The 25269-nt window shown below is 39.0% G+C and carries 20 protein-coding genes; 4 read left to right on the plus strand and 16 right to left on the minus strand.

Going from position 1 to position 25269, the window contains the following annotated elements; genetic code table 11:
* Complete coding sequence (locus tag PP182_RS16640; protein ID WP_272652395.1) at positions 1-1134, minus strand: DUF819 family protein; 1134 nt, start codon at positions 1132-1134, stop codon at positions 1-3.
* Positions 1135-1250: 116 nt separating this feature from the next.
* Between PP182_RS16640 and PP182_RS16645 the strand changes: the two genes are divergently transcribed.
* Entirely contained in the window at positions 1251-3827 is a 2577-nt protein-coding gene (locus tag PP182_RS16645; protein ID WP_272652396.1) for a M1 family metallopeptidase, read from the plus strand.
* Positions 3828-3834: 7 nt separating this feature from the next.
* Here the strand turns inward: PP182_RS16645 and guaB are convergent, their stop codons facing one another.
* From guaB to PP182_RS16690, 9 genes are all read right to left on the minus strand, one after another.
* Positions 3835-5307 carry an IMP dehydrogenase gene (gene guaB / locus PP182_RS16650; protein ID WP_272652397.1) on the minus strand — a complete coding sequence of 491 codons (1473 nt, stop codon included), beginning with the start codon at positions 5305-5307 and terminating at the stop codon, positions 3835-3837.
* A gap of 172 nt (positions 5308-5479) precedes the next feature.
* The gene (locus tag PP182_RS16655) at positions 5480-7951 is read right to left on the minus strand and encodes a TonB-dependent receptor domain-containing protein (RefSeq protein WP_272652398.1); all 2472 of its coding nucleotides are present in this window, start codon (positions 7949-7951) and stop codon (positions 5480-5482) included.
* A complete protein-coding gene (locus PP182_RS16660; protein ID WP_272652399.1) occupies positions 7932-9299 on the minus strand; it encodes an HTTM domain-containing protein in 1368 nt (455 codons plus the stop codon). The genes PP182_RS16655 and PP182_RS16660 overlap by 20 nt, the downstream gene beginning before the upstream one ends.
* A complete protein-coding gene (locus tag PP182_RS16665) occupies positions 9299-10432 on the minus strand; it encodes an imelysin family protein (protein WP_272652400.1) in 1134 nt (377 codons plus the stop codon). The genes PP182_RS16660 and PP182_RS16665 overlap by 1 nt, the downstream gene beginning before the upstream one ends.
* A 53-nt stretch (positions 10433-10485) precedes the next feature.
* The gene (locus PP182_RS16670) at positions 10486-11775 is read right to left on the minus strand and encodes a DUF4856 domain-containing protein (RefSeq protein ID WP_272652401.1); all 1290 of its coding nucleotides are present in this window, start codon (positions 11773-11775) and stop codon (positions 10486-10488) included.
* 219 nt (positions 11776-11994) lie between these two features.
* Positions 11995-13170 (minus strand): FG-GAP repeat domain-containing protein, encoded by a 1176-nt coding sequence (locus tag PP182_RS16675; RefSeq protein WP_272652402.1) that lies wholly within the window; start codon positions 13168-13170, stop codon positions 11995-11997.
* A gap of 22 nt (positions 13171-13192) precedes the next feature.
* Complete coding sequence (locus PP182_RS16680; RefSeq protein WP_272652403.1) at positions 13193-16060, minus strand: PVC-type heme-binding CxxCH protein; 2868 nt, start codon at positions 16058-16060, stop codon at positions 13193-13195.
* Between the two features lie 24 nt (positions 16061-16084).
* The gene (locus PP182_RS16685; protein ID WP_272652404.1) at positions 16085-16717 is read right to left on the minus strand and encodes a 3-keto-disaccharide hydrolase; all 633 of its coding nucleotides are present in this window, start codon (positions 16715-16717) and stop codon (positions 16085-16087) included.
* 127 nt (positions 16718-16844) lie between these two features.
* The gene (locus PP182_RS16690; protein ID WP_272652405.1) at positions 16845-17714 is read right to left on the minus strand and encodes a hydroxymethylglutaryl-CoA lyase; all 870 of its coding nucleotides are present in this window, start codon (positions 17712-17714) and stop codon (positions 16845-16847) included.
* A 224-nt stretch (positions 17715-17938) separates the two neighbouring features.
* On the opposite strand from PP182_RS16690, the gene PP182_RS16695 reads away from it, so the two are divergent.
* The gene (locus tag PP182_RS16695; protein WP_272652406.1) at positions 17939-18355 is read left to right on the plus strand and encodes a Dabb family protein; all 417 of its coding nucleotides are present in this window, start codon (positions 17939-17941) and stop codon (positions 18353-18355) included.
* 6 nt (positions 18356-18361) lie between these two features.
* Here PP182_RS16695 and PP182_RS16700 read toward each other — a convergent pair whose 3' ends face one another.
* Both PP182_RS16700 and PP182_RS16705 read right to left on the minus strand, forming a co-directional pair.
* Positions 18362-19402, minus strand: a complete 1041-nt coding sequence (locus PP182_RS16700; protein WP_272652407.1) for a quinone-dependent dihydroorotate dehydrogenase — start codon at positions 19400-19402, stop codon at positions 18362-18364.
* A 79-nt stretch (positions 19403-19481) separates the two neighbouring features.
* Entirely contained in the window at positions 19482-19928 is a 447-nt protein-coding gene (locus tag PP182_RS16705) for a hypothetical protein (RefSeq protein ID WP_272652408.1), read from the minus strand.
* 68 nt (positions 19929-19996) lie between these two features.
* Here PP182_RS16705 and pepT point away from each other — a divergent pair, with 68 nt between their 5' ends.
* Together pepT and PP182_RS16715 are read left to right on the plus strand one after the other, a co-directional pair.
* Positions 19997-21223: a peptidase T gene (gene pepT / locus PP182_RS16710; protein ID WP_272652409.1), complete on the plus strand. Its 1227-nt coding sequence runs from the start codon at positions 19997-19999 to the stop codon at positions 21221-21223.
* Positions 21224-21227: 4 nt separating this feature from the next.
* Positions 21228-21827, plus strand: coding sequence for a YdeI/OmpD-associated family protein (locus tag PP182_RS16715; protein ID WP_272652410.1), 600 nt, complete (start codon positions 21228-21230; stop codon positions 21825-21827).
* 15 nt (positions 21828-21842) lie between these two features.
* On the opposite strand, the gene PP182_RS16720 is transcribed toward PP182_RS16715, so the two are convergent.
* The 4 genes from PP182_RS16720 to nusB form a co-directional block, all read right to left on the minus strand.
* Positions 21843-23192 (minus strand): Gfo/Idh/MocA family protein, encoded by a 1350-nt coding sequence (locus PP182_RS16720; RefSeq protein ID WP_272652411.1) that lies wholly within the window; start codon positions 23190-23192, stop codon positions 21843-21845.
* Positions 23193-23287: 95 nt separating this feature from the next.
* A complete protein-coding gene (gene yajC, locus PP182_RS16725; protein WP_272652412.1) occupies positions 23288-23575 on the minus strand; it encodes a preprotein translocase subunit YajC in 288 nt (95 codons plus the stop codon).
* A 27-nt stretch (positions 23576-23602) separates the two neighbouring features.
* Positions 23603-24073 carry a DUF1573 domain-containing protein gene (locus PP182_RS16730; RefSeq protein WP_272652413.1) on the minus strand — a complete coding sequence of 157 codons (471 nt, stop codon included), beginning with the start codon at positions 24071-24073 and terminating at the stop codon, positions 23603-23605.
* A gap of 41 nt (positions 24074-24114) precedes the next feature.
* Positions 24115-25065 (minus strand): transcription antitermination factor NusB, encoded by a 951-nt coding sequence (gene nusB / locus PP182_RS16735; protein ID WP_272652414.1) that lies wholly within the window; start codon positions 25063-25065, stop codon positions 24115-24117.
* Positions 25066-25269: the final 204 nt, after the last annotated feature.

The raw sequence follows: 25269 nt of genomic DNA on the forward strand, positions 1-25269 counted from the left end.
TTACAATATAGAAACTACAAAAAAACCTAGGTAAGTTCCCAGAGCATTACCCAAGGTCCCAACCAATATAGCGGGTAAAATCAATTCATTCCGATCAAACGTTTCTGCCAAGGCAATGGCCGAAGTTCCGCCGCCCACATTGGCCTGACTGGCAATAGCCACCATGTCCCAATCCCGGAAAAAAAGTCCTCCCAAAGCAATTATGATCACTCCATGAAGTGCCACCGCTACTAAGGTAAAGCCCAAAAGAGTTAGACCGATTTGCTGGAGATCAAGAACGGCACCAATTTCACAATAGGCACCGATAACCGCCAAGAAAAGATAAACGATATAAAGTCCCAAACTATGAACCCCTTCCAGTTTTTTAATAAAGGGGAATTGAGCCAAAGCTATGCCGAATGTAGAGATAACGAGTATAGTTGGAATTTCTGACCACCAGGCGTGTATCATTTCGGAAAGGAACAAGGCTCCAAAACCAATAACCAACGCCATGGCCAAGGAGAATATACCCATCTTCTCATGCAGGTCCTTTCCAGCCTCATCCCCAGGGATACTCAGGTTCTTATCTTTAAACCGAGCCCTTAGGGTTTTTGGCAATGCAATGGTGGCTATGACCCAAAAGGCCGTGACTACATTATCCACAGCAATGGCACCCGCATACAAAAGGCCCTTTTCCTGAAAATCATAAATCAAGGCCACGGCATTGAAATTTACACTGCCTCCTGTATAGGTACCGGTCAACATTCCAGCAAGTACCTTGGCATCTTCCTCCAATAATTGGTCCGGGCCCACAAGGTACCAAGCTATAAAGATACCCAGAACAGTAGCCAAGGAACCCAATAGGAAAAGGCCCAACATAGGAAGGCCCGCCTTTTTAATTTCCCGAAGATTGGCCCCTAATAATAAATAGAAGATAGATAAAGGGGCTAAATAGGTAAAAATGCCATCATATAGTGGAATACTATTGGATGCCGATGGAATAACACCCATATTGGCAAGGACAGCGGTAAAAAGTATGACCAAAAGGGCCGCTCCCAAAGGCTTTCCCCATTTGGTTTTTGCTGAGTAAATTGAAAGCAACACCATTAGGCAAAGCACAAAAAGCACAAAAACAGAATGGTTGGTGAACATCATCGCTTACAAGATAGTAAAAACTTGATGTTAGTTTACCTCCAATCGTAAACAAGCCCCTCCACAAATTGTACCTCCCTGAGATAATGGTTACTTTTCAGTATTGTAAAAACTGAACCATGCGTTATATAGCCTACCTTATCTTTCTTTTCTATTGTCTCTCATGCAACTCGAAAAAAGAAGTACCAATAAGCATAGCCGCCGGTGTGCCCTTATCACTGGCGGAAAAGCGGGCCCAGAGCTTAGAAAACGTGGTATATAATCTACAGTTCGACATACCAAACACAATAGAAGCACCCCTTATTGCACACCAAAAATTAACTTTTGATTTTAAAGGGAACCATAACTTGTATCTCGATTTTAAGGAGGCTAGTGACCATCTTAAAAAGTTGATTGTCAATGGGTCGGAAATAAAGATTATACATAGAAATGAACATATAGAAATACCCTTTGAACAATTAAATAAAGGTAAGAATCAAATTGAAATTGATTTTTTGGCCGGGGAACTATCCCTGAATAGGAATGAAGAATATCTGTATACTTTATTGGTGCCAGATCGGGCAAGAACGCTGTTCCCATGTTTTGACCAACCAAATATTAAAGCAGTCTATAATTTGAATATTTCCGCTCCAGAAACCTGGGTTGTACTTTGCGCTGCCCCAGAAATAAATCAAGTGAAGTCGAACGGATTCATAGCCCATCAATTTGGGAGTTCCGACAAGATGAGCACTTACCTATTCTCTTTTGTTGCGGGAAAATTTAAATCCGAAAACAAACAAATGGAAAATTTCCCAATGAGAATGTTGTACAGGGAGACCGATGAGGAAAAGATTAACTACAGTCTCGATACCATTTTTCAATTACACAATAAAGCCAAAAAATTCCTTGAGACTTATACGAATTACCCCTTTCCTTTTCAAAAACTAGATTTTGCCGCTATACCAGGGTTCCAGTATGGTGGAATGGAACATGTGGGTGCAATACAATACAGGGAAAGCTCTCTTTTTTTGGATGAAAGTGCCACAGAAAACCGTAAACTAAGTAGGGCAAAATTAATAGCCCATGAAACGTCACATATGTGGTTCGGGGATTTGGTTACCATGAATTGGTTTAATGACGTTTGGATGAAAGAAGTTTTCGCCAACTTTATGGCCGATAAAATTGTGAATCCAGCTTTTCCTTCAATCAATCATGAATTGGCCTTTATGGTTGGACATTATCCCAGCGCTTACGGGGAAGACAGGACTAAAGGGACTAATCCTATCCGTCAGAATTTAGACAATCTCAACAATGCCGGTTCCTTATATGGCAGCATTATCTACAATAAGGCCCCTATTATGATGCGGCAATTAGAAGCGGTTCTGGGTAAGGATAAATTTAGACAGGGAATTCAAGAATATATCGCAACCTATAAGAACTCTAATGCGGATTGGAACAGTCTAATCCAAATTTTAGATGAAAAAAGTGCTGTTGACCTATTAGCGTGGAGTAAAGTTTGGGTAAACCGTTCTGGTAGACCAATTTTTAAGGACAGTATTTCCTATGACAACAATGGAAATATCTCTTCATTTGAATTATATCAAAAGGCCGAGGATAATTCTGAAAATATTTGGCCTCAAACCTTTAAAATTTCTCTGGTTTACCCGGATGATATCCAAACTGTAACTGTAGACATAAGTAATAAATCAACCCATCTAAATGAAATAATCGGTAAGCCAAAGCCAATAACTATAATTTATAATTCCGATGGTATGGGCTACGGCGTTTTCCCAATTGATTTAAGTTCACTAGAAACTACCAGAAGGCTCAAAGACGAGGTAAGCCGTGGCTCACTTTATATCAATGCCTATGAAAATGCTTTAAATGGAAATATCAGTCCATCGGAACTTTTAAAATTCTACGAGAATAGACTTTATCTAGAAGAAAATGAGCTTTTAGTCAATCTACTCTCCGGATACCTAAGGTCCATCTTTTGGAAATACCTATCTCCAGAAGAACAACTTTTGAAGCAACCCTTATTAACGGATAGGATTTGGTTCCAACTCGAGAGCAATATTAAACCCAACAAGAAAAAAACATTGTTTACGATTTTCCGGTCTCTAGCCTATACCGGAAAGTCAAGGGAATTACTTTATGATATTTGGTCCAAGAACGTTGCGATAGCAGATTTAAAACTCAATAAAGATGATTATACTGAAATGGCCATGGATCTTGCTCTTTACAACCATCCTGAAAAAGAAGATATTTTAAAAACTGCTAAAGCGGCAATCGATAATCCAGATAAATTAAAACGATTCATTTTTTTGCTACCCTCTATTTCCAGCGATGTAAACATCAAGAGTAAATTTATAAATTCGCTGCAACACGAAAAAAATAGGAGCAAAGAAAGTTGGACTGCAACCGCACTTAATTATATTAATCATCCTTTATATGAAAAATATGCGTTGAAACATTTGCGCAGTAGTTTGGACCTTTTAGATGAGATTCAGAAAACTGGAGATATTTTCTTTCCCAAACGTTGGCTAAGCAGTACGATTGGGCATCACACCTCACCAGAAGCTTATCAGATCGCGTTAGATTACCTAGAATCCAATCCAGAATTGAATCCATCACTAAAGAGCAAACTTTGGCAGGCTGCTGACGACCTAAGAAGAGTGCAACTTATGAGAAAAAAAGTGGACAAAAGCCTGAATTAAATAAAATCTATCTGCTATAATTGGGGCTTTCTTTTGTGATAGTAACGTCATGAGGGTGACTCTCATTAATACCACTTGCAGTAATTTTTACAAAGCGCCCATTTTCTTTAAGCTCGTTTATATCCTTTGCACCACAGTATCCCATACCCGCTCTTAGACCTCCTATAAATTGGTGAATACTCTCGAACAAATCCCCTTTATAAGGAACACGGCCAACTATACCTTCGGGCACCAACTTTTTGATATCGTCCTCGACATCCTGAAAATATCGGTCTTTACTACCTTTTTTCATTGCCTCTACAGAACCCATTCCGCGATAACTTTTGAACTTACGCCCTTCATAAATAATGGTTTCTCCCGGTGATTCCTTGGTTCCCGCCAACAGTGACCCTAACATAACAGTGTCTGCACCAGCCGCAATTGCCTTGGGAATATCACCCGTATACCGGATTCCACCATCAGCAATCACAGGAACACCTGAACCTTTGATTGCTGCAGAAACCTCTAAAACTGCAGAGAATTGCGGAAATCCTACACCTGCTACTACCCTAGTAGTACAAATAGAACCTGGACCAATACCAACTTTGACGGCATCAGCTCCTGCTTCAACCAAATATTTTGCAGCCTCTCCCGTTGCAATATTACCCACAATTACATCTAAATCGGGGAACCTACCTTTAACCTCTTTTAAAACCGTAACTACACCCTTTGTATGGCCATGTGCAGTATCGATAACAACAGCATCTACACCGGCATTTACTAATGCTTCTGCCCTATCAACCGCATCCATAGTAACACCAAGAGCAGCAGCCACTCGTAGCCTACCATATTGATCTTTGTTTGCAATGGGTTTTTGGGTTAGTTTGGTGATATCCCTAAAGGTTATTAATCCAATTAATTTGTAGTCCTTATCAACTACTGGAAGTTTTTCAATCTTATGCTCCTGTAAAATGTCCTCAGCTTCTGAAAGTGAAGTACCCTCGCCTGCAGTAACTAGGTTTTCAGAGGTCATTACTTCTGAAATAGGCCTGTCATTATTTTTTTCGAATCTTAAATCCCTGTTAGTAACTATACCTATCAGTTTTCCCTCATCATCCACGATAGGAATACCTCCAATACTGTGTTCTTTCATATTGGCTTTGGCATCCTTAACCTTGGAATTCAAGGGCATGGTCACCGGATCTAAGATCATGCCACTTTCTGCTCTTTTGACCTTACGAACTTTTAAGGCCTGTTGCTCTATAGTCATATTTTTATGAAGCACACCAATTCCCCCTTCTTGGGCAATTGCAATAGCCATACGCGATTCGGTAACGGTATCCATGGCCGCGGAAATAATGGGAACATTAATAGTAATGTTTCTAGTAAATTTTGATTGAATATTAACTTCCCGGGGCAATACCTCCGAGAATGCCGGGACTAGGAGTACGTCGTCGTAAGTAAGACCTTCTCCGAGAATTTTGTTTAGGTGAGCTTCCATGTGCAATTAAGGATTTAATTGCGTGCAAATATAATGAATATAATTGGTTAATTTGCTTGGCAATCAGCCTTAATAAAAGGCGATTGCCATGTGTTTTATTTCATCACCAAAATCCTAAATCCAATTTTACCGTCTAAGAATAAAATTACCAGTGTTATATTCGTTTTTGACTTCAAATTTTGAATTGTAAAGTGGTATAGAAAGTTCTGGGTTCCGCAGGTATAATACCCGGGCCTGGATATCCAGTTGCCCTTCGAGTAAAATAGCTATTATTCAATACATTATTGATTCCTGCCTCGAGCTTCCATTTTTTATAGGAGTAGGACAAGGAAAAGTCCAAAATATCGTATGCCGAAATTTCACCTTCTATACCCCTTTGATTATCGTTTATATCCCGAGGTGCGTTGGTTGCATCCGTAAACTGTTTAGACAAATAGGTATATTGTAAACTACCCAAGAGATTTCCATATCCAAAATTGAGCCCTGTCTTTAGATTGACGGCTGGACTAAATTCAACCTTTTTACCTTCTACATTTGTACTTTCCGATGATATATATTCAGAATCCGTCAATGCCAAGTTCATGAAATAGTTCATTTTCAATTTCTCCTCCGCTGGAAAAAAAGTTTCCTTAAGACTCCAGTTTGAAAAGCTTTCCAGACCATAAATAAACGCAGTCCCTATGTTACCTCGGAAACGAATGACCCTACCCGTTTCCACTTCTTCCCCGATTGCATTGACACGGGTTTCATTTTTTAGAATCTCGCCCAATCTATTATCATACAAAAGTCCAAATGCACTTACATCATAGGATAAAATGTTCTCGTACCTTCCCCGAAACCCGACATCGGAAGTAAAACCATTTTCATCACTGATATTTTCATCGATTTGAAACGAGGGATTTACTACACGTATATCGCTAAAGGTAACCGATCGATAATTTTGCGAGAAATTACCATAGAATTCAATGTTTGTATTTAGTTTGTAAGTGGCACCAAGACCAAGAAGAAGGAACGTCCTATTGAACTCCCTATTATCTTGCACATCTTCGTTCAACAAAGGGTTACCCGCCAAGTCCAGTACAATATTCTTGTAGCTGCCCATACTTTGTGTTTTTATATGTTCCAACCTAAATCCCGGGGTAAGAGTCAACTTGGAAGTAACATTAAAAATATTCTCGCCAAAGAAGGCGAGGTTTGCATTTGGAAATTCAAATTCAGATTGTCTTTCATAGTTTGGAAAGTCTTCATCGGCAAAGTTAAAATCGGCATTGGTGTCAGCAGACCCAGGTCCCTGTCTTTGATCGTTGTTAGTCCTATAAATTTTAGACCCTAAAAGAAGAGCTGACTGTGAATCTCCCAGCTTATATCTTGTTAGTAAACGGGCCTCTGCACCCCAGTTTTTAAAGTTGTCCACCAATAATTCCCTGGGTTCCTCGAGGTCGTCCGGTTGGGATACCCTATTGGTCCTAAAACCCAATGCACTTCTAGAGGCATCCAATCCAAATACATTTAGACTAAAATCGGTATTTGTGGAAAATTTATGGTCGAAGCGTGCCGAATATAATTTCCAACTTACATCGAACCAGTTTCTACTTCTGTTGCTAAAGCTGGGGTCTTGGATGAACTGGGCATCTGTAAGTCCACCCGGCTGTTGTGCCAAATAATCAAGAAAAGTGGCCTCGAGGGTCAGTTTTGTCCTATCTGAAACTTGATAACCCAGATGCGCATAGTAATTTCGGCTATTATAATTCGAATTTGGCCGAAAACCGTTTCCTTCCTTATAGTTAAAATAGGTATAGTAACTCAATTTTCCTACAGTTCCACCTAGGCTGTTAAAGCTTGTTTTGAGGTCATAAGAACCTAAAGTCTGTCTACTCACCCATTCTATCTTCTTGGAAGGATTGGGTGCTTTAAACTTAAAGTTGACGAGCCCACCGAATTGTGTACCATACTGTAGCGAAGCGGCCCCTCTAACGACCTGTATTTCCTCTAGTGCTTCCGCCGGAGGTGTATAGTAGCTTTCGGGATATCCCAAAACATCGGCACTGATATCGTAACCGTTCTGCCTGGTATTGAAGTTGGCCGTTCTATTAGGATCCAGTCCCCTTCCTCCAATATTTAATTGGAGTCCCGCATCTCCATTATCATAGATGTTTAAACCGACTACCTGACTGTAAACCTGTCTTGCGTTGTTGGCCGCCAAATTTCCTGTGATACCTTCCAACAAAACGACCTCACTTTTCTTTCCCGCATATATGGCCGTGCCATCCACTTTTTTTAGTTGTTTAAGCTCAAATATTTGCTCTCGCTTTTGGGAGAGTACCACTTCCGATAAATTTTGGGTCTTCAGATGCTCCAGTCTTAAATTAAGATTGGTGTCTTCCCTAAGCGTCAATTCCCTCTCTTGGATTTCAAACTCATAGGCAAAGATTACCAAGGAGTAATCTCCCGGTGTTATATTTTCAAAAAGAAAGCGTCCATCCAAATCCGTTGTCTCCAAACGCTCTAACTGTTTCATATAAATTTCCGCATCAACTAAGGGAACGCCTTCCTTATCCACAATTGTACCGGAAAAATTAACTTGTCCAAATACTGGAAATGTTATTAAAAACAATAGTATGTAGCTATATTCCCTTAATCTCATCTTTAAACGGTGTTATCCAATTTTTATGTAAAAACGATTCCTTTTGACTTGTCAAATCTATATTAGGGTCTATGAATTCCGTACTTAATCTCCCATTGAGGCTCACCTTACAATCCACATAAACCTGAACATTCTTATGGCCATCCTTCTCAAAATGATTTTTTAAGAAATGAGCATATTCCAAAATAAAATCCGGTTGAAATGCCATTTGTTTTTCCTGAAAAGGGGTCAAAAAATCGGAGTTGTCCACATAGAACCAGCGTCCTGTATCCCCATTGACAATCTTAAACTGTGCGTAGCCTGTTTTCTCCATCAACATAACCCGCCAAGAAAAGCGATATCCTTCCTCGGTCCAAAAAAGTTCTCCGGGATAAAGAAGATATCTAAAAGGAAATGTCAATTGGATTAGGAAGAAGGTTGAAATTACCCCCAACACAAGTTTTCTCCTTAATGGTGTTAGGTACTTGAATTCCTTGTTATTTCTAAAACGACCTACGTCAATTTTGAAAATTTTTGCCACTCCGTTGAGGATTCTTTGGTGAACATCCGTATCAAAAAATATGAGTGCTGACACGATCATGATATACGGAAACATACCGATGGGAAACAAAACTCGGGTAAGCACATGGAAGGTAATTACCAATAAAAATGCATAAGGGCGGGTCCTTTTCACCAATAGTAAAAACGGTATGGCCAAATCGTATAAAGCCCCGGACCAACTGAACGCATATTGTAACCATTCCTGCCCCAACAAACCCCCTATGAACGGGATATCAAATTTTGATGGCAACCATATCTTTAAGGGCATGGCCCTAAACAACCAATCGGAATTTAATTTAGCCAGCCCTGCATAAAAGTAGACGATGCCCAATAGTAATTTTACACTGTTCACCGTCCATGCCGGTATATATTGAAAGGCCTTGTTCTTAATTTTCCAAGCATCGATTGAAAAGTAGGTGTTCGCCGGCAAAAAAATCATTAGAAAACTGAGTATACTGATGAAATAATAATGGTTCAAGTAGGTAGTCTTGTCCATTAGCTCTATATAGGTAAAACTTAGGAAGAAAATTACAATCGATATTCTATAACGATAACCTAGGGCTACAAATAAAGTGGCCAGCCCACAAATAAAGAAAATACCATAAGTATAAATGCCTAGAGGTTTAACCCAATCAAAACCATAATAGGAAAAAAAGAATTTGGGCTGGATGTACAATTTATCTATCCATCCATAGCTCCAGAATCTAATAATGCTAAAAAGCATCATTAAACCAAAAAAAATGCGAAAGACCGCCAAAGGGGCGGCCTCCACTGGAGCTTTAATGTATTTCTCAATAATTGACCCCATTAGTCACCGTCTGCGTCCACAAAATCGATACTGATGCTCATTGCCGAAACCATATCCACCTTTAACAAAGGAACCACTTTCTGCACTTCATCATAAGCCAGCAACATATCGGTGGGGGGATTATTATTCTCAATCTCACCTATAAATGTCGACAGACCCAGAACAGCCTCCCTGGCCAAATCAAACTGTTCGTTGATCAATAGGGCTAGGTCCTCTCCGTTTTTAACTGAATTTAATTTGTTCAGATAAGTGGCCAAGCTTTCACCGTTCTCATTGGAACCAAAAGATTTGCCGTTAAAAAAATTTTGAACAGCATTTAGTCCTTCCAAAAACAGGGTTTTGGAAATATCGCCTTTATAATAGGCCTCAACATTTTGAGGCAAAGGGCTACCAGAAAATACCCCAAGTGGTATACCCATCTTACCCGCTCTTAGGTATTTTTCAAAATAGAAAATATAATCATTGACCAACCTATCCACCGAAGCTGTTGCCGATGCTCCATCATTGGCAACGAAGGTATCCCTATAACCGCCTGTCCATTCGCTCAAAACACTATCCGTAAGATTTACCATGTCATCTACTACGGAATTTAAATAAGCGAATAGTGCTTCTTTTTCCGTGCCATTATAGCGAGTAACAATGGCAGCATCATTTTCCCCCAGGCCATTAATAAGATAATCCAAGGCGGGGAAACCTTTTGCATCCCTATTGGAGGAAAGTGAAAGGTCATAATTATCATTGATGATAAAACTTTCTATTTTTTCGCTATCCGTAGGATAGATATTCATGTTCAATTGGTAACCGAGGCTTTCTGCCGGACCAATCTCAAACATGGCCACATGCTGCCAAGTCGTATATGCCGCAATCCATGATAAGCGCAATTCAATGAGGTTAGTTTCATTTACATCGGATTGGAAGGCCTCCAAAGAAGCTTTTAAGGTTGCCAAATCCGAAGAGAACTCGGTATAGGCGGGTATAATTATATTGTCCGCCCAATTAACGAGCATGCTACTTCTTTCAAACCTCTCCCCTTCTCCGGGAGATGGGTTTGGTTCTCCCTCTCCTATGCTATCATCCGAACATGCCCCTATTATAACAAGGATACATATTATACCAAATATTTTTTTCATCATAACTTTTATCTATAACCTTAGTATTGAAAAAACTGAATTAAACTTTATTTCTTTTATTCTGCGGCCTGTGCTACCGTAAAGTCAAACCTAGCGGCGATTGCCTCAGAAATTGCATCCAAAGTATCCGGGGTTACATCCCAAAGTCCATTTTCACCATCTCCCAAAAGACTGGTCAAAAAAGCTTCAGTTTCCGATTTTGAAAAATAAGGCTCCTCTGTATTTGGATTCCTAGTAAATTGGAGACTATAGATGAAACCATAGGCCTCTGAAAGGGAATGAAAAGCTCCACCATAATTGGGGGTTTCCAAGGATAATTTTGATTTGCCTCCTTGCAAGTAATAAATGGCACGGATGGCGATTACTTTTGAAATATTTTCCCTAATGATATTGGCCTGTTCATCCCTTACATCATATTTTTTGGCGACGATAGCCGCACGACCAAGCTTAAAAGCTTGGAATACTTCATCCGCGACACCAGAAAAGTCATCGTCAGATTCTGCTCTTTCAATGTATTCGTTCAAGAAACTGTCAGCCCCTAAATCTGCATTCGGATCGGAGGGATCCGTATTTAAGCCGTAAGCATATCCGTAAGCTTCATCCCATTTATGCTCCATAGTGGTGTAAGGTTTACCTTCTTCCACAACCCCCCCGTCATTGTTACCAACATTTTCACCCTCGTCCAAAACCGATGTACTTAAATAGTTGTTCAACATCTGGTCCGCCATTAAACTACCGATCAATGACTTGGCAAATAGCTGGTTGTATTCCAAACCTTGACCACTTATATACCTTGTTCGCTCCCCATCCGCTATTTGTCCTGCCGTACCTGGTGCAGCGACTACTTCCCAATTTGGATATACCTCGTTAACCTGTGCACTAATGAAGCCATCCACCGTTGTTCTAATCATAGCTTGATCCGTAGCATTGGTAGAAAAATAATCTGCCGAAGCTGCAACCTTGCTACGTAAACTTTTATCGGAAGCATTTAAGAAGGCATCCTCAAAGTCGTCCGAGCCTTCCTCATGTGCGAACATACCTTTTAACTTTTTTAATGAATTAGTTGGAACATTAAAATTGGAAAGTAGTTCCTGACCCATTTTAATTCTGGTGGTTTGTCCACTAAAGTTTACCGTATTTTCACCATTTCTGAAAAAAACATAGATTTCTGGGTTTTCAATCGCAGTTTCGCAAGGTGCACAACCACCACCACAATCAATACCGGTTTCGTCTCCGTTCATAACACCATCTGCACAGGTTGTTATATCTATACCGTCATCATCGGAACTACAGGAAGCAAAAAAGAGTGTGGAAAGAACAGTTATTATATAAGTAATTTTTCTCATGATTTCTATTTAAGTTTATTTAGACTTGTTATAAATAATATTACAAACCTAAAACAACTTTTGAAAAACCACAAGGTTATTTGTAATAAATCTAAATAAATTTAATGGTGGTATAGAGAAGGTTTGGTTTTACCTACAAAAAACCAGTAAGCATCCTCTGCCATATGGTCTCCTTGAGTAAAGGATTTAGATATACATGGATTTACGGAAATACTATTGCTATTGAGTGGAAATCCTATTCTCAAAAAAGAATACCCCATTTTTGTTAGATATTACTATATCCGGTTTACCGTCATTAGTAATATCCTGTGCCACTATATTAAGACCAGCACCTGAATCATCGTCCAATACGTGCTCCTTAAAGTATGGTGCAATTCCCGGAGTAAACTCAAACCATAAAAGATATGGAGTATCGGCATCGCCTTCATCCCTGCCGTTGTGTGCCAAAAAACGCTTTCCTGTTATATAATCTTCCCGACCATCACCATTAAGGTCAGCCATTATAGAAGAATGGGTCTGGGCGGTAGTTTCGCTCATCAAATAAGTCTTAAAGCTACCGTCCTGAAGTTGCTCATGCCACCAGATTCCCAATTTATGGGCCGATGCACTTACGACATCCTTCTGGCCATCGCCGTTTACATCCAATACCTGCATATGGGAACAAGGTTCCCCCAGGCTTGTTTTATGAAATTTCCAGTCCCCGGATGATTTATCTTTTTTTCCTTCAAACCAACCATCTGCAATTACTACATCTTTTATACCGTCTTTATTCACGTCCCCATATCCTATTCCATGAGAATACCTGTCCGTTCCAGGAACATTTTCAGCACTTAATGCATGTCTTTTCCACTCTTTTTCTCCACTTTTCAAGGGTGCTTGCAACCATACAATTTGTTTTTTTTCTACATCCCCACATAAGATATCCAAGCGACCATCCCCATCTATGTCCACAAAGCCTGGTGATTCATTCGCTATACCCATGGAATCGGCAATCATGTGTTTCTCCCACTGTTGATTTTCTTGCTTGGGGTTTTCAAACCAAAAACCCGCCTTTCCCGGATAATCAATAATAACCACATCGTCCCATCCATCTAAATTTACATCCATTCCCAAATTTAGAAACGACTCGCTATACTCTTCATAGGGATCAAACACCCTTGACGGTGCCAATTCATGTTTTTCCCAACTTGGTGCCTTAAACCAATAATACCCGGCGATGATATCCAATAGGCCATCTTTGTTTAAATCGGCAACTGCCACACCTTCGGATATAAAATCCCGTGTCAATACCGTTTTCTTGAAATTACCCTCTTCAACATTCTGTCCAAATAGGGAACTCGTAGTTATCATACAAAACAACCCGTATTGTAGCATGGCAAACGTTACTTTTTTCATCTTTTAATACTCTTTTTAGATATTATTCGGTCAATAGGGAATCGATCATACTACCATACACTATGGCCTTTTCCGAATTCTTATTTTTAAATTTTGTCAATATACTTCTTGAGGTAACATTCTTATCGGAGGCAATCTTTCTAAGGGTATATTCCAATATCGTACTGAATTTGGATTTTTCAGCCAAATCAAGCACCCTTTCCGCATCTAACTCTGTCATGGGTTCCGCGGCATACCAAAGCATCAACGGAAGATTGTGATCGTCTACATCCTCTTCACGTTGTAGCAATGCTCCCAAAACCTCCCAGCGCTTGGATTCTTCCATACGTTGCATTGCCGACGCAAGGTACAACCTCACCAAGGCGGAATCTTCATCTTTCGCCATATCTACAAAAAGTTGCAAGGTTTCATCTGAAACTTTTTTGTCCTCCATGGCAAGTTGTACCGCCCAGCTTCTCATATATTCATCCTGGTTTCCTAAAAGCTCATTTACGTAATTTTCATCCAAACCATTGGTTACCTGAAGTGTCCAAAGTGCCCTCAACCTTTTGGTAATATCCGGGTTTTCATTGATAATTTTCTTTAGGGCTATATAGATTTCAGGATTGCCTCCACGCTCCTGCAAAATAGTCCTTGCTTGGCGAACGTACCAATCATTACTATGTAACTGATAATTTACCAGTTCCATATCCGAAGCCTTGTATAAATCTTCTTGAACCCATGTATCGTTTTTGTGGGAAATTTTAAAGATACGTCCCAAAGTTTTGTCATGAACATCAGGATTTGGGCTATGACATTGATTCTGGTCGTACCAATCGATTACATATACGGACCCACTGGCATCATATTTAAAATTCAGCCACTGTGACCAAGAGTCGTTCATGATTATAAAATCCTTTCTATGTGATGCCACGTAACCCGAGCCTTCCCTGGTAAGCTGGTCATTGTTCATAATGGCTCCGTTAATATTGTTCATGAATATGGTATTGCGGTATTCTTCGGGCCAAGTATCTCCCCCTAAATAGATCATTGCGCCTGCATGCGCATGTCCGCCACCGGCAGCGGCTGACCTAAAGTTACCGGCATGAGGCCCCCTATCACCTAAATAATGCCTATGATCGACAATAGTTTTTATATCATCATAGGTATATGGGTTAAAATGCTCGCCCCCTTGGCGCTCGTACCTTGCACCCTGAATAACGTGATACATATGAGGAATAACACATACCGTTATAAATGGGTGACCGTAATCGTTGAAATCAATTCCCCAAGGATTGCTTGTACCCTGTGAAAAAACTTCAAACTCATGTTTTGTTGGATGATACCTCCATACGGCAGCATTCACTTTTGTTCTTTCGTCCTCCGGTGTACCCGGTTTTCCCACCTTAGAGTGTGTAAAGACCCCATGAACCCCGTAAAGCCAACCATCCGGTCCCCAACGGAGATTGTTCAACACCTCATGTGTATCATCCAAACCCCAACCATCGAGCAATATTTCCGGCTCTCCTTTAGGTTCATCATTTTCAAAATCGGTAGGGATAAACATTAGATATGGTGCGGCTCCCAACCAAACACCCCCCATCCCCACTTCAATACCACTGGCCATATTGAGGCCTTCCATAAAGACTTTTCTTTTATCCAAAGTACCATCGCCATTGGTGTCCTCAAAAATAAGAATGCGGTCACGACCTTTTCCTTCTTCAGCCGGAACAGGATATGTATGACCTTCAACTACCCAAAGTCGTCCACGAGCATCTATGGTAAAGCTTATGGGACGTACCACATCCGGTTCAGAGGCAGCAAGGGTAATTTCAAATCCAGCGGGCAAGGCCATGGCCTTTGCCGCCTCCTTACCCGAAAGACCAGCATTGATTATTGGGTCTAATGGCGGCATTACAATAATATCCTCTTGTTTCAATTCATTAACAAATTGGGGTCTCACCGGATAAAACAAAAAATCGTCAAAACTAATATGGGCCAATTCATCCGGCCCGATGTAAGGTATCGGAGAAAGTCCTGTTTCATTATCTATAATTCTGATGAATATTTCCTTATCCAGATAATTGGTTAAATCAACAACAACGGGTTGCATATTGGTCCTCCCTTGTCCAGTTGTTTTAAATATCACCTCACCGTCATCGGTTGAGACCAATTCTACCCTTGTTTCCTCCATAGCTCCACCGGAAACCTTAAAGGAGGCGAAAGGATGTATGACAGTAAAAGGTACCGAAGTCAATGTCCCTGTTTTTTCAGAATCTTTGGTGCCTCCGCTACTTACAAAGTATTCGCCGTCAAACCCAATCTTGGTGTTTAATTTATGAATGGAATCAGCCCTAGTAAAAAGTGGATTTTTAAAGGCATCGCCTTGGGCTTTCCAATCATTCAAATTTCCTCTTTCAAAGCCAACATTTACCGGTTTTCCATTTTTAAAGGGAACGATCCCGGCAATCACCGAAGTGCTAAAATTACCATCTACTATCTTGAATTCGCCAACCATTCCGGCAGCACGGTGACCCGGAACCGTACAGAAATATGTGTCGTCAGAATTTGCCCAAAAGGTAATACTGGCACTCTTTCCAACTTCGTTCAAAGTTTTACTTGTTATCCCCAAGTTTTCCATGGATATATCATGCGTCATATTCTCCATATTAATTATGGTAATACGAACACGATCTCCTTTGTTGGCTTTTAACGTCGGGTTTCTAGTTCCATCTGGAGCAAAATACCCGAGCATACTGGCCTCCAAAGTATATTCCCTATTGATTACCGTAGAATCCCTTTCTATACTTTGAACGATTTTCTCTTTTCCTTCGTTCTGCTTGCAGGAAGCCACGAACACAAAAGCTAGAATTACTTTTATGGAAAGCTTTGCCACCTTATGTTTTTTCATGAATTGTTTTAGTTACGTTGGTTGTTATTTTAATTCTTGAATGGTAATCTCCTTAACGTGTACTTGAGCTTTTCCACCTCCGTGTACTTGGATTCCAATCAAACCGGTCTGTGGTATGGTTTCATCTGCTTCTGTATAATCTATGGACTGATGTCCATTAATATAAAGTCGGATTCTTCTATCCTCTGCCCTAATCTCATAATCGTTCCAATCGTTAATTTTGATCCATTGTAAAACCTGTGCAGAATCTGGTGCGACCAAAGTCCTGTTTCTTCGAGACTCATCGTAAAGGCTTATCCAATACCCTTCTCCAAAGTCGGCCTGATATCCTATCATTTCATAATCCGGATCAGACATCCTTTTGCTCCGAAATTGGATTCCTGAGTTTACAAAACCTTCCTCCCCAAGGAGTTTTATTTTAAGTTTCAAAATGAAATCATCATAAGCATCCTTTGTGACCAAAAAATAATTATGAGCTACGGTTTGGTTCAGTGACCCACCTATTATGGTTTCATTTTCAATTCGCCATATATTCAAAGTATCACCCTCCCAGCCATTGAAGTCTTTACCATTAAAAAGTGTTTTAGTATAATTAGCAGGTGAATCTTGACAAGATGCCAAAAGAAAAAAAATAAATATCGCAATATACTTTTTCACTAATACTATGAAATTCAAATTCTTAGAAGTAAAGTACAAAAATTATTCTAGCGATTGTATGGCACTATGCTGACAAATTAAAAATTATACGTTTAGTGAAGAGGAGGTACCGTGAATTAGGATAGAATCAGTGATACTTTGAAAACAATTCGGTCGCCTTATTGTAAGCGGCTTCAAAAACCATCCAATTGACATTGGAATCTGCCTTTTGAGCCGTTAAGTAGGACAATAACTTTTCGGTGGGCATATTCCCCGTAAGTTCATCTTTTGCCATGGGACAACCACCGAAACCCTGAATAGCTCCATCAAATCTGCGACAACCCGCTTTATATGCCGCTTCTACTTTTTCGTGCCATTTGGAAGGCGTAGTATGTAAGTGGGCCCCAAACTCAATATTGGGGTATGCAGGAATCAAATGTGAAAACAAGTAATCAATGGTTTCAGGGTCCGATGTACCCACAGTATCCGAGAGCGACAAAATCCTTGCCCCCATAGAAGCTAGTTTTTCGGTCCATTCCCCCACGATTTCGACATTCCAAGGGTCCCCATAAGGATTTCCAAATCCCATAGAAATATAAGTGACCACCTCCTTATTTGCTGCATCGGCAATATTGAAAATCTCGTGGAGAGTTTCCACGGATTGTTCAATGGTCTTATGGGTGTTTCGCATTTGAAAATTTTCCGAGATGGAAAATGGAAAACCCAAATAATCGATTTCTGGAAACCTTACTGCATCTTTCGCCCCACGTACATTGGCAATAATGGCCAATAATTTACTTGGGGTCCTGGACAAGTCCAATTTGGATAAAACTTCAGCAGTATCCACCATTTGGGGAATGGCTTTTGGGGAAACAAAACTACCAAAATCAAGCGTATCAAAACCACACCCCAAAAGCGATTGGAGGTATTTGACCTTTTCCTCAGTTGGAATAAAGGTCTTAATGCCTTGCATGGCATCCCTTGGACACTCTATAAGTTTTACTTTGGTGCTAGACATACAGTAAAAATACAAACAACCAATAGAAGTAATGTTATTAAATCAATCAAAGGACCTACCTGATATATTAAAAATCTTAAAAAAGATTAAATACGTAAAGCAATTTTAAAATATACTACTTCAAGTTAAATGCCTCAACCAAAACTTTCTTTTAAAATCAGTTCGATGGACCTTCAGTTAATTAGCTAACCTATTTTTTATATCTTGTTGAAAATTTAAAAACCATGAAAAACAAAATTGCGGGGATAGTTATACTATTTGCATGTATTTGCTACAGTTTCTCTTATTCGAATGAAAATAATGATACCATGAAAGAACTAGTGGAACAATCCAACGATAGTGTATTAAGACATGTTGTTCTATTTAAATTTAAGGAAGGAACTTCCAAAGAAAATATTAAAAAAGTAGAAGAGGCCTTTCATGCCCTACCCTCAAAAATTCCACAAATAGCAGGATATGAATGGGGAACAAATAATAGTCCAGAAGGTTTGAACAAAGGATTTACACATGTATTCTTCCTTACCTTTAACAGTGAAGAAGACAGAGCCATTTATTTACCTCATCCAGACCATAAGGCCTTTGGAGCTGTGCTTGGTCCACATTTGGATGATGTTCATGTTATGGATTATTGGACAAACTAATCCTATTTATACCTCTTGTTTTAGAATAGCCCGATTTATTTTTTTAACTAAAATTGGTCCTTCATATATAAAACCAGTCCATAACTGAATTAAATCCGCTCCGGCGGTTAACTTTTCTAATGCATCTTCTGGGGAGTGGATACCCCCTACCCCGATTATTGGGAAGGCTTTATTACTTTTTTCGGCCAAGAACCTAATTACTTCGGTACTTCGGTTCTTTAAAGGTTTTCCGCTTAGACCTCCATTTTCCTCCACAATTTGACTGGGTGATTTCAAATTTTTGCGTTCAATGGTAGTATTGGTAGCAATTACCCCGTTTATTTTGGTATCCGATACTATTTCAATTATATCCAAGAGCTGGGCATCTGTTAAATCTGGGGCAATTTTTAACAATATAGGTTTTCTTTTTACTGACTTTTCAACGGCCAATTTTTTATTGGCCACTTCCAGTTCCTTTAAGAGTTTTGTTAATGGTTCCTTATCCTGAAGCTCTCGAAGTCCCGGGGTATTAGGTGAACTGACATTGACCACAAAATAATCCACATAATCAAAAAGAGCATCATAACATATCAAGTAATCATTGATGGCCTCCTCGTTTGGGGTTACTTTATTCTTCCCAATGTTTCCCCCGATAATTATTTTATGCTCCTTTTTTAGTCGCTCTACCGCTTCAAAAACTCCTTCGTTATTAAAACCCATCCTATTGATAATGGCGCTATCTGCTTTTAAACGAAACAGTCTTTTCTTTGGATTACCTTCCTGTGTTTTCGGAGTTAGTGTCCCAATTTCAATAAAGCCAAAACCAAAATTGGAAAGTTCATTGTATAGTACAGCATTTTTATCAAAACCAGCGGCTAATCCTACAGGGTTCTTAAACTTAATTCCAAAAACCTCACGTTCCAATCTTTTATCTTCCAAGGAAAAAAAGGGCCTTGCCAAACTAAGCACACCTATTTTGGAAAGAATTTTAATAAGTGAAAAACTGAAATGATGGACTTTTTCAGGGTCGAATAAAAATAAAATCGGACGTATAATCGACTTGTACATTCTAAGGTGGGTTTATAGCAAAAATACGAAGAGTGGTAGTTTTAATTTCACCTATGCAAAACAAAAGATATCTAGTTTTCTACCGCTGTTTTGGTCTAAGACTATCGGCATAAACTTTTGGTGTAATTATATAAGGTGATCTGGCTGCCTCTTGACATAAGGTAAGGTAGAATTCGTATTGTTTTTGATTAAATAGGGAAAGTACCTTCTTATCTATCATGGCCTGTACGATTTTCATGCTATCCATCACACCACGGTATTTGACAGCCAACTCGTTTATTTCCTCCACGGTACTTTGAGGGTGACGGGTATATATATTTTCCAACTGATTATTTAAAACTTCGTTTCTATATTTTAGTTCTGCCGAAAAATTTGCAAGATTTTCTTGTTGCATCTCATTCATCTGAAAAACCTGTGCAATTATATCATTATCCGTTATACCAACACCAAGAACACAATCTGATTGAGACCATGAAGAAAGAGAGTAAAAGCAAGTAAAAATTAGTACAATGCGTTGAAAATTCATGGTGATTTAACAAGTATATGAAGCCCAAAAATACGATTTAAAAGCTATTTTTGAATTAAAACCTAAATATGCAAGACATTATTAATCGTTTTATAAGTTATATCACCATTGACACACAAAGCGACCCTTCTTCGGATGCTACTCCAAGTACTGCAAAGCAATGGGACTTGGCCAAAAAATTGGTAAACGAACTGGAAGAAATGGGAATGTCAGAGGTTAGTATAGATGAAAATGCTTATATCATGGCCACTTTGCCGAGTAATGTCGATCATGAAGTACCCACTGTTGGATTTATTTCGCATTTTGATACTTCACCTGACTTTTCAGGAACTAATGTTAATCCGCAAGTCATAAAAAATTATGACGGAAAGGATATTGTCCTGCATGCAGAAAAAGGAATTATTCTGTCTCCAGATTACTTTGACGATTTAAGGCAATATAAGGGCAAAACGCTTATAACAACTGATGGAACAACCCTATTGGGCGCTGATGATAAAGCTGGTATTACAGAGATAATGACCGCTATGGAATACTTGATCAATCATCCAGAAATTAAACACGGGGCTATTAAAGTTGGTTTTACTCCGGATGAAGAGATTGGCCGTGGAGCACATAAATTTGATGTTAAAAAATTCGGGGCTGATTGGGCCTATACCATGGATGGAAGTCAAATAGGTGAATTGGAATATGAGAATTTCAATGCGGCAAGCGCCAAAATAACCGTAGAAGGTAGAAGTGTACACCCTGGGTATGCCAAAGGTAAAATGGTAAATGCCATTTTAATCGCAAACAGAATTATTTCATCGCTGCCAGAAAATGAAGTTCCCCAAAAGACCGAGAATCGAGAGGGTTTTTTTCATGTACACAGTCTTACTGGAAGCATAGAACATGCAGAAATTAAAATGATTATCCGGGACCATTCCAGAGCTTTGTTTGAAGCCAGAAAAAAAACAATAAGAGATATTGTTTCAAAATTAAATTTGAATTGTAACCATGCTATAGACCTAGAAATAAAGGATCAGTACTACAACATGAGGGAGAAGGTAGAACCCGTTTTCCATATTGTTGAAATAGCAAAAGAGGCCATGGACGCTGTGGGAGTAACACCTATAATAAAACCTATACGGGGTGGAACTGATGGTTCTCAATTAAGTTTTATGGGACTTCCGTGCCCAAATATTTTTGCAGGAGGTCATAATTTTCATGGTAAATACGAGTATGTACCCGTAGAAAGCATGGAAAAAGCGGTTGAAGTTATCGTCAAAATTTGCGAACTTACAGCTTTCAAAAGCTAGTTCTATGGAAAAGTTTGAAAAATTAAAAGTCTTTTTTTCCGAAGAACATAAATTCAAAAATCCGGTTGGGCGGTTAAGGGATATTGTCCTAAAAACAGGATTGCACGAAACTTTTAAATGGAATTTTCCCACGTATACTTTGAACAAGAAAAATGTAATAGCCATTGGCAAGTTTAAAAACCATTTTGGCATTTGGTTTTTTAAGGGTTCCTTACTTAGTGATTCTGACCAAGTTTTGGAGAATGCCCAAGAAGGCAAGACCATAGCAATGAGGCACTGGAAGTTTTATAAAGAAAGTGAAATTGATGAAAAAAGGGTTTCTAAATATATTACTGAAGCTATTGAAATTCAAAAAAAGGGAATAGAATTTAACACTACCAAAAAGAAGAAACCTACCAAGTCAGATATACCCGCTATACTGGCAAAGACATTCCAGACTAATTTAGGAGTAAAACAAGCCTTTGAAGGACTTACACCCTATAAACAAGAGGAATATATCCAATACATAATAGAAGCAAAACAGGAAAAGACCAAAATTTCCCGTTTATCCAAAATTATCCCGATGATCTTGGATGGAAAAGGTTTACATGATAAATACAGGTAATTCTTCTTAAACTAATTAAACCATAGGGAGTTTCCAACCATTCTGATACTTAGCCTTTAAGTATTGATTGGCTTCTTCATTTTTAAATTTACCGGCTGTTTCGTCCCAATAAATTCTATTGCCTGTCTTAAACGCTACGTTCCCCATATGAGAAACCAAAGCGGCATCGTATCCTACTTTTATTGGAGCTGTCAATTTGGAAGCGTCCCTGCTTTTTACGGCATCCATAAAGTTTTTGGTATGTAAATCCAAACCACTCTGTCCGCCATTGTCAAAAGACATAGGCTCCATTTTGGGTATACCTTCCTTCCCCCAACCTTGAAATTCTTCTTCAGGTATTACTTCCCACCCTTGTCGGTCCAAAACTAGCGTCCCATTGTTACCGATAAAGGCAATACCGTGGTTTCTTCCATAATTTCCACCATCGATACCCGTTGCATGTTCCCATAGTATGGAAAAACCATCATATTCATAAACGGTTTGCAAAGTGTCCGGCGTTTCGGATGCATCATTAGGATAGGCAAATTTACCTCCAAGGGCCATTACTGATTTTGGAGTTCCTGCCTTCATACCATATAATGCATAATCTATAAGGTGTACTCCCCAATCTGTCATTAAACCGCCGGCATAATCCCAGAACCACCTAAAATTGAAATGGAAGCGATTTGGGTTAAAAGGCCTTTGAAGTGCTGGACCCAGCCACATGTCATAATCCACACCTTCAGGTGCAGCAGAATCGGGTACAATTGGTACGGGTTTCATCCAGCCTTGATAGGCCCATGCCTTGGCCAACCTTATTTCACCGAGCTTCCCTGAATGTACAAAATTGATTGCGTCTACAAAATGTGGCTGACTTCGTTGCCATTGCCCTATTTGTACCATTCTATCACTAGAGCCTACATAATCTAGCATAATATTGGCCTCCTGCACAGAATTTGCAATCGGTTTCTCGCAATATACATCCTTACCCGCTTGGAGCGCATCGGTCAACTGTAAACAATGCCAATGATCCGGAGTTCCAATAATAGCTACATCAACATCTTTATTTTCTAGTAGTCTTCTATAATCCCGATACCATTTAGGCTTTTTTATCCCTGCTTTTTCCAAATCAGCCGTTCTTGCCTTCAATACGTTTTCATCCACATCACAGAGGGCAATCACATTAATGTCGCTCATTTTTAGAAATGAGGAAAGGTCGGAGAAGCCCATACCATTACACCCAATTAGTCCAACATTTACCGTATCGTTGGGTCCAACTCTTTTTCTCATCGTGGCCAACAGCTCCATTGGAAACATAAACGATGCTCCGGATACCAATAGACCTGCCGTACTTTTCTTTATAAAATCTCTTCTGTTGCGTAACATGTATAATTATTTTGTACTTGGAATATATGAAATTTAGTCATAAAAAAAGCACCAATTTTAAAATTGGTGCTTTAGAAATTTCCCATCAAGAGAAATTATTTCTTTTCTGGAGTGGCTAACTTTTTGCTCATCTCCAAGGAAATGGCAGATCTATCGAATTTCAATTTTCCGGCCATGGTTTCCAATACACAAGAAAAATCCTTGTCATTTAATTCCACCACTTTGCCGTGTAGACCACTTTTCGTTATTACCCTATCTCCGCGCTTTAATTCCGCAGCGAATTTCTTCTCGTCTTTCTGCCTTTTCATTTGTGGTCTTATCATAAAAAAATATGCGACCACAAAAATCAAAATCATTGGAAGAAACTGTCCTATATCACCCATTATCTGGTACTTTTAAATTTTATTACCTTATTTAACAGGTCCTAGTGGCGCTGCTCCTTTTGGATTAACAAATGCCTTAATTCTAAGAATCTCTGAACCCTTTTCTGTATTTGCAGTCACTGTAATAGTTTTTGTAACTTGATTCTGACCAGAACCATTAAATTTCACGAGCAACTCACTTGATTCACCTGGAGCAATTGGTTCTTTTGGAGGATTTGGCACGGTACAACCACAGCTGCTTTTTGCATCTGTTATGATTAATGGTGCATTACCCGTATTGGTAAATTTAAATGCAGTTTCCTGTGGAGTTCCTTGCTCAATTGTGCCAAAGTCATGTTCCGCCTTTTCAAAGGACATTACAGGAACCGCTTTCGCAGCTTCATCTCTAACTGCCGCTTCTGCAACATTATCGGATTTGATTTTACTCGATGCATTATCCTTACAGGAAGTAAAGGCAATTAAACCTACCACACCAATGGCAAATACTACTTTTTTCATTATTATTTTTTTTAAGATTAAAACAAAATTAGAAAATATTTTTATAATAGGCCTCGCCCCATTTTATTTAACTTGCCCTCTTTTTTATATTCTTTAGTGAGCTTATCCAATATACCATTGATGAAAATACTGCTCTTCGGGGTAGAATACTCCTTGGCAATCTCTAAATACTCATTAATAGTAACACGTTCTGGTATGGATGGAAAGTTAAGCAACTCGCAAATAGCCATCTTCAAAAGGATAGAATCGACATCTGCAATTCGGTCCTTGTCCCAATTGGGAGTTTTACCTTCTATTTCCTTTTCCAAAAAATCGTTATTCAACAACGTCTTTTTGAGCAATTTATTGGCAAAGTCCATATCTTCTTGGTCCTTTAACAACTTGGGAAGAAAATAATTAGGGCTTTGGTTTGGCTTTACCTTCTTAAGAAGCTTAACCAAAAATGTATTTACAATGGGAATATCATCTATCCATGTGAGTTTATTATCCTCAAAGTACTCATATATTTTATCGTTCGGAGCTATGATTTCTTTGAAAAGGGTGATGATAATTTCCTTGTCCTCCTCATAACCGTCAGAGGCCCTTAGCATATAGTCTTTATAAATGTCACTTTCTACAATTGACTTATAGATAAGTTTTACGTATTCTTCGTTCAGGTACCAATTTTCTAATTTTCTTTTTGATAGCTCTTCTTTGATGGAACTATTTTCTTGGAGTTGAGCCAACAACCTATTGTTCACGAACTTATCCTTTTTGGGATATCTATTTTCGGTATCATCCGAAAGGTATTTCTTGGATGATAGATTTAATTGTTCCGCAGCCCTTTGCTGTATCTCAATTAATAGACTAAGCCATAATAAATATAAAGTATAGGTGTTCTCAATACTTACAGCTAAAAATTTCTCCTGTTTCTGGAGCGAGTCATCCTTGGATTGAATCAGGGCATAAATGCATTGCATTACTTTAACCCTAATATGCCTTCTTGTAAGCATGTTAAAGAACTTTTGTTTTGATGGATTTAAACTGGGGCAAAAGTACGCATCTATTTAAATCGTAACAAAACCATTTGTTCTTTATTTTAATAAAAACTAAGAATTCCAAAACAAACCATTGTATTTGAATGTTTATCCTAGAATAGGATTTTTAGTGAAATTGATTAAATGGGAGACTTAATATACACGATATAAATCTTAGGT

This window comes from Maribacter sp. PR1 (assembly GCF_028464145.1).
In the GTDB taxonomy this organism is placed as follows: domain Bacteria; phylum Bacteroidota; class Bacteroidia; order Flavobacteriales; family Flavobacteriaceae; genus Maribacter.